The sequence below is a fragment of the Streptomyces sp. CLV115 genome, from assembly GCF_038448545.1.
GTDB classification, from domain to species: domain Bacteria; phylum Actinomycetota; class Actinomycetes; order Streptomycetales; family Streptomycetaceae; genus Streptomyces; species Streptomyces sanglieri.
The window spans coordinates 1-5,899 of the sequence record NZ_JBCEWQ010000265.1 but is presented as its reverse complement, the minus strand read 5'-3'; the positions used below and the strand labels follow the sequence as shown (position 1 = coordinate 5,899).

At 73.6% G+C, this 5,899-nt stretch carries 6 protein-coding genes and 1 pseudogene; 4 read left to right on the top strand and 3 right to left on the bottom strand.

Going from position 1 to position 5,899, the window contains the following annotated elements; genetic code table 11:
* Positions 1-163: pseudogene (locus AADR41_RS40710) on the bottom strand (sensor histidine kinase); the annotation flags it as partial.
* Positions 160-924, bottom strand: coding sequence for a response regulator transcription factor (locus tag AADR41_RS40705; RefSeq protein WP_342287380.1), 765 nt, complete (start codon positions 922-924; stop codon positions 160-162). The pseudogene AADR41_RS40710 and the gene AADR41_RS40705, both read right to left, overlap by 4 nt.
* 127 nt (positions 925-1,051) lie before the next feature.
* On the opposite strand from AADR41_RS40705, the gene AADR41_RS40700 reads away from it, so the two are divergent.
* Genes AADR41_RS40700 through AADR41_RS40685 form a run of 4 tightly spaced genes read left to right on the top strand, consistent with a single transcriptional unit; the run spans position 1,052 to position 4,597 of the window.
* Positions 1,052-1,573, top strand: coding sequence for a hypothetical protein (locus AADR41_RS40700; RefSeq protein ID WP_342287379.1), 522 nt, complete (start codon positions 1,052-1,054; stop codon positions 1,571-1,573).
* The gene (locus tag AADR41_RS40695) at positions 1,552-2,628 is read left to right on the top strand and encodes an efflux RND transporter periplasmic adaptor subunit (RefSeq protein ID WP_342287378.1); all 1,077 of its coding nucleotides are present in this window, start codon (positions 1,552-1,554) and stop codon (positions 2,626-2,628) included. The genes AADR41_RS40700 and AADR41_RS40695 overlap by 22 nt, the downstream gene beginning before the upstream one ends.
* Positions 2,625-3,365, top strand: a complete 741-nt coding sequence (locus AADR41_RS40690) for an ABC transporter ATP-binding protein (protein WP_342287376.1) — start codon at positions 2,625-2,627, stop codon at positions 3,363-3,365. Before AADR41_RS40695 ends, AADR41_RS40690 begins: the two co-directional genes overlap by 4 nt.
* Positions 3,362-4,597, top strand: coding sequence for an ABC transporter permease (locus AADR41_RS40685; protein ID WP_342287375.1), 1,236 nt, complete (start codon positions 3,362-3,364; stop codon positions 4,595-4,597). Before AADR41_RS40690 ends, AADR41_RS40685 begins: the two co-directional genes overlap by 4 nt.
* A gap of 188 nt (positions 4,598-4,785) precedes the next feature.
* Here the strand turns inward: AADR41_RS40685 and AADR41_RS40680 are convergent.
* Positions 4,786-5,899 (bottom strand): PAS domain-containing protein (locus AADR41_RS40680; RefSeq protein WP_342287374.1); only part of this gene is annotated, 1,114 nt, incomplete at its 5' end.

The window sequence follows — 5,899 nt, the reverse complement described above, 5'->3', positions numbered from 1 at the left end:
GGGGGGGGGGCCCCCCGGCGGGGACCGCCGGGGCCACCGCGGTCAGCACACTGGCATAGAGGCGCTCGCTGACCAGCAGGTAGACCAGCCCCATCAGCAGGGCGCCGGCCAGCACCAGCAGCCCGCCGTACAGCGCGGTGAGCCGGGCGCGCTCGCTCCTCACCGGCTCTCCCCCGGCCGGTCCGCAAAGCCGTCGTCCGGCCGGCCCGCCGGCCCGTTCGCCGGTCCGGTCGCGGGGCCGTGGTGCCCCGGCCCGTCCGCGAGGCCGTCCCCGATGCGGTAGCCGGCCCCGGGGACCGTCTCGATCACCGGGGGCGCGCCCAGTTTGGCGCGGAGCTTGGACAGCGTGACCCGGACCGCGTTGGTGCGGTAGCTGGTGTCCTCCTCCCACACCTCCTCGATCAGGTCGTCGCCGCTGACGACCGCGCCCTCGGCCCGCAGCAGGGCCTCCAGCACGGCGAACTCCTTGCGGGAGAGCGAGAGGTAGCGGCCGTCGCGGCAGACCTGGCGGCGGGCGGTGTCGAGCGTCAGCCCGGCTTGTTCCAGGACCGGCGGGAGAGCGGGGCGGGCGCGGCGGCCGAGCGCCAGGACCCGGGCGAGGAGTTCGTCGTACGCGAACGGCTTGGTCAGGTAGTCGTCGGCGCCGAGCCCGAGACCGGCCACCCGGTCCCGTACCGTCCCGGCCGCGGTGAGCATCAGGATCCGGGTCAGCAGGCGCATGCCGACGACCCGTCGGCACACCTCGTCGCCGTGCAGCTCCGGCAGATCGCGGTCGAGGATCATCACGTCGTACGCGCCGAAGCGGAGCCGGTCCAGCGCCGCCCGGCCGTCGGGGGCGATGTCCACCGCGACGGCGTCACGGCGCAGCCCCTCGGCAATCATCCCGGCCAGGAATTCCTCGTCCTCCACCACCAGCACACGCATGCGCCCTGTTTAGCCGAAAGCGACGTTTCGTCGGTGTAAGCATCCGGGCTGAGAGAAACGAAACCGCGTCCTCGCACACGCTCGGGCCGTACACACCCGGCCTGCCGGCAACGGACGAGGAGCCCTCATGAACCCCGCCATTCTCCACCGGACCACCTCCCGCGAACGGAGTCGCGGCGTCGTCGCCGCCTGCCTGATCGCCGCCGCCGTCGTCCTGTCGGCCACCGCCTGCTCGGGCGACGGCGGCGGAACCAAGAGCGGCGGAACTGCTTCGGGCAGCAAGAAGACGGACGAGGACAAGGCCCTGGAGCACCGCAAGTGCCTGCGGGAGCACGGCCTGGACGTCGCGGAGCCGAAGCCGGGCGAGGACAGCCGCGGAATAACCATCGGCAACGGTGGCAAGAGCAAGGCGGAGATGGAGAAGGCGTTCAAGGCCTGTCAGGACAAATCGGTCGGTGGCGGACCCAAGGAGCTCACCCAGGCCGAGAAGGACAGGATGCTCGCCTTCGCCCGGTGCATGCGCAAGAACGGCATCGACATGCCCGACCCGAAGTTCGACGGCGGGATGGCGCAGGCGCCCGCGATGCAGCAGAAGGACATGAAGAAGTTCGAGAAGGCCAACGCGGCGTGCGAAAGCGCCGGGCGGTGAGGCGCGGACGCGTCGTGGTGGCCGCCGCCGCGGTGCTCGCCGTGGCGGCCGGGTCGCTGGCCCTCACCCGGCTCGGCTCCGCCGGGGAGACGGGCGGCCCGGAGAACACCGGGCTGCCCCCGGCCACCGCCGCGGTCGAGCGCGGCGACCTGCGCGACAGCGCCCAGGTGGACGGGACACTCGGCTACGACAGACAGCGCCAGGTCAACGCGGGCGCGGCAGGCACCATGACCTGGACCCCGCGCACCGGCTCGACCATCAAGCGGAACGAGCGGCTGTACGAGGTCGACGGCCGAGCGGTGTGGCTGATGTACGGCTCGGGGCCGATGTACCGGACGCTGAAGCCGGGCGACCGGGGCCGGGACGTGGAGCAGCTGGAGCGCAATCTCGTGGAGCTCGGCTACACCGGCTTCACCCCGGACGACGAGTACACCGAGCTGACCGCGGCCGCCGTCAAGCGCTGGCAGAAGTCCCACGCCGGCGAGCGGACCGGGACGGTGGGACCGAAGGACATCGCCTTCGCCCCGGCGGAGGTCCGGATCAAGAGCGTCGAGGCGGCCGTCGGCGCATTGGCCCAGCCCGGCGCTCCGGTCCTCACCACGACCGGCTCCGAGCGCATCGTGACATTCGAGCTCGACGCCGCCGAGACCCAGCTGGCCAAGGCGGGCACCGAGGTCACCGTCGATCTGCCGGACGGCGGCAGCGCGGCCGGGTCGGTCTCCTCGGTCGGCCGGACGGCGAAGCCCGGCAAGGACCCGCAGGACAACGGCCCCAAGGTCACCCTGACCGTCTCCTTCGACAAGCCGGACAAGGTCGGCGGCTTCGACCAGGCACCGGTCACGGTGAACCTCACCGGCGAACTCCACAAGGACGTCCTCAGCGTCCCGGTGAACGCGCTGCTCGCGCTGCCCGGCGGCGGCTTCGGCCTCCAGGTCGTCCAGGACGGCACGGTCCGCGATGTGAAGGTCGAGCTCGGCATGTTCGCCGAGGGCCGGGTCGAGGTGTCCGGCGGCGGGCTGCGCGCGGGCATGAAGGTCGGGGTGCCGAAGATATGAGCACGGTCGTCGGCCTCAGGGCCGTCACCAAGGAGTACCCGGGCCCGGTGGCCGCGCTGCGCGGGGTGGATCTCACCGTCGAGGAGGGAGAACTCCTCGGCATCGTCGGCCCGTCCGGCTCCGGCAAGTCCACGCTGCTGCACATCATCGGTACCCTGGACCGCCCCACCAGCGGGTCCGTCCACATCGCCGGGCACGACGTGGCGGCCCTCTCCGACCGCAGGCTCTCCGCGCTGCGTGCCCAGCACATCGGCTTCGTCTTCCAGGCGTTCCACCTGGTACCGGGTGTCAGCGCCCGCGACAACGTCGCGGAGGGCCTGCTGTACTCGGGTCTGTCCCGTGCCGTGCGCCGGCGCAGGGCCGCCGCCGCGCTGGAACGGGTCGGGCTCGCCGACCGCCTCGACCACAAGCCGCACCAGCTCTCCGGCGGGCAGAAACAGCGGGTCGCCATCGCGCGGGCCGTCGTGGGGGAACCCGCGCTGCTGCTGGCCGACGAACCGACCGGGGCACTCGACTCGGCGTCCGGGGAAGCAGTGATGCGGCTGCTGCGCGACCTCAACGGGGAGGGCGCCACCATCGCGGTCATCACGCACGACACCGAGATCGCCCGGGACCTGCCGCGCGAGGTGCGCATCCGGGACGGCCGGGTGGTCGCGGACGTACGCACTTCCTCCGCGGACGCGCGCGAGGGATCCGGGAGCGTCCGCTCCCCCGCCGCGACGGGGGTGGACCAGTGAGGGCGCGGCGCGCGGACCGGGAGGCCGGCCGCCGGGGCCGGGAGCGGCTGAAAGCGGCCCGGCTCCGCCCCCGGGACGTACTGCACGTCGGCTCCGCGGGGCTGCGCAGCCGGCCGATGCGGGTCGTGCTCTCCGCCCTGGGCATCGCCATCGGCATCGCGACGATGATCTCGGTGGTGGGCATCTCCGCCTCCAGCCAGGCCCAACTGCTCCGGGAGCTCGACAAACTGGGCACCAACCTGCTCGTGGCCTCCCCCGGCGATTCGATGTTCGCCGGGCAGGACGTCGAGCTGCCCGAGGAAGCGGTCGGGATGGTGGGCCGCATCAAGGGCGTCCAGGAGGTGGGCGCGACCGCCGACCTCGACGCGACCGCACGCCGCAACGAGAAGATCGACAAGGACGACACGGGCGGGATCACCGTCAGGGCGACCACCGGCGACCTGCTGCGGGTGCTGCGCGGCGAGGTCCGCAGCGGCCGCTGGCTCAACGACGCGACCGGACGCTACCCCTCCGTCGTGCTCGGCCATGTCTCGGCGGAGCGTCTCGGCATCACCGCTCCGGGCCAACAGGTGTGGATCGGCGGCCGGTACTTCACCGTGGTCGGCATCCTCGCCCCGCTGCCGCTCGCGCCGGAGATCGAACGCTCCGCCCTGGTCGGCTGGGAGGGCGCGAAGCGCCTGCTGGGCTTCGAGGGCCACCCGACATCGGTGTACGAGCGCTCGGCCGACGCGGCGGTGCAGGACGTGCGCAAGGTCATGGCGGCGACGGTCGATCCCCAGAACCCGCAGAACGTGAAGGTCACCGACCCGTCGTCGGCGCTCCAGGCCAAGGCGGCGACCGAAGGGGCGTTCAGCAGCATGCTGCTGGGCCTGGGCGGCATCGCGCTGCTCGTCGGCGGCGTCGGGGTCGCCAACACCATGATCATCTCGGTGCTGGAGCGACGGTACGAGATCGGGCTGCGCCGCTCGCTCGGCGCGACCCGGGGCCAGATCCGTATCCAGTTCGTCACCGAGTCGCTGATGCTCTCCGGCCTGGGCGGCCTGGCGGGCGTGGCGCTCGGCGCGGCGGCAACCGGGGCGTACGCGTACACCGGCGGGCTGCCCTGGGTGGTGCCGCCGTGGGCGGTCGGCGGTGGCTTCGGCGCGACGCTGGTGATCGGCACGATCGCGGGCCTCTACCCGGCGGTGCGGGCGTCCCGTCTCTCACCGACGCTGGCACTGCACGCGTCGTGAACCCGGGGGGCGGTGCCGGCCCCCGGCACCGCCCCCCGGGTACGCCCCGGCCGGGCCGCATCGCCCACGGCCGCCGCATCGGTCAGGGCCCGTCCGGCGGATCAGGGCCGGACAGGGCACGGCGGCCGGTGCGGCGCGTCACAGGGCACCGGAACTTCCCTGGCAGCCCTAATGGCGAACAGACCGGGCTAGGGCCGCTCCAGCACCTGCGCCAGGTCCACCGCGGCCGCCACCCGCACCGCCACGCTCTCCGCGTACGCCGCGTCCGGGCGCTCGAAGGCGGCGCGGTGGGCGGACCGCAGAAAGGTCACCACGCCCAGCGTGCGCCCCCGGCTCCGCAGCACCGTGCACAGCGCGTGCACGGCGTCGCCCGGCCATTGCCGCTCGGCCGCCCACGCCCCGGCCCCGGACCCGGCACCCGCACTGGTCCGCACCGGCCCCGTGCGGTCCACCGCCTGGAGGGCCGGGTGCCCCGCCGCGTACCGCAGCGGAATGGAACCACCGGCCACCGGCAGACACGGCCCCGGCTCACCCGACGGCGTCGCCGCCACCCGCACCAGCCGCTCCCCCGCCACCACATCGACCAGCGCGTGATCCGCGAAACCGGCGAGCGCATAGTCCAGATAGGACGTCGCCGCCTCCATCGGGTCCTCGCACTCGGACGCCGACCGCGAGGCCCGGTGCAGCTGGTTCGACCGGAACCGCACCCGGTCCGCCTCCTGCGCCGCCAGCTTCTGGTCCGTCACGTCCTGGAACAGCCAGCCCACCCCCAGCGGAACCGGCTCCTGGGCCAACGGCGAGGCCAGCCGCAGAAAACCGCTGCGCCAGCACCGCCGCCGCTCCCCCTGCGCCGTCCGCAGCGTCACCCACAACTCGGCGGGCGCCGGTGGTGCGCCCTCCGCGAGCACATGCTGCAACGCGCCCTCCAGATCCTCCACGCCCTGCCCGATCAGCTCCCCCAGCGGGCGCCCCAGCAGCGTCCTGCGGCCACCGCCCAGCGCCCGCGCCGCATGCGCGTTGACGACCGTCGGCCGCAGATCCGCGTCGACCAGCACCACACCCCAGGACGCGTCCTCGAACAAAGCCTCGCTCAACGCGATCGACCGCTCCAGATCGATCTGCGCGTGCACCTCGCCGAACGCGCAGTACACCCCGGCCGGGCTGCCGTCCGCGCCCCGTACCCCGGCCGACTGGGTCCGCACCAGCACCCGCCCGCCGTCCTTGCGCAGCAGCGCGAACTCATGCACCTGACGCCCCGGCGCCCCCATGACCGCCATCAGCCGCCCCTGCACCTCCTCGGCG

Excerpts from the sequence above, each read along its gene's own strand:
- AADR41_RS40705 (WP_342287380.1), bottom strand. The coding sequence starts at position 924 with ATGCGTGTGCTGGTGGTGGAGGACGAGGAATTCCTGGCCGGGATGATT.
- AADR41_RS40700 (WP_342287379.1), top strand. The coding sequence starts at position 1,052 with ATGAACCCCGCCATTCTCCACCGGACCACCTCCCGCGAACGGAGTCGC.
- AADR41_RS40690 (WP_342287376.1), top strand. The coding sequence starts at position 2,625 with ATGAGCACGGTCGTCGGCCTCAGGGCCGTCACCAAGGAGTACCCGGGC.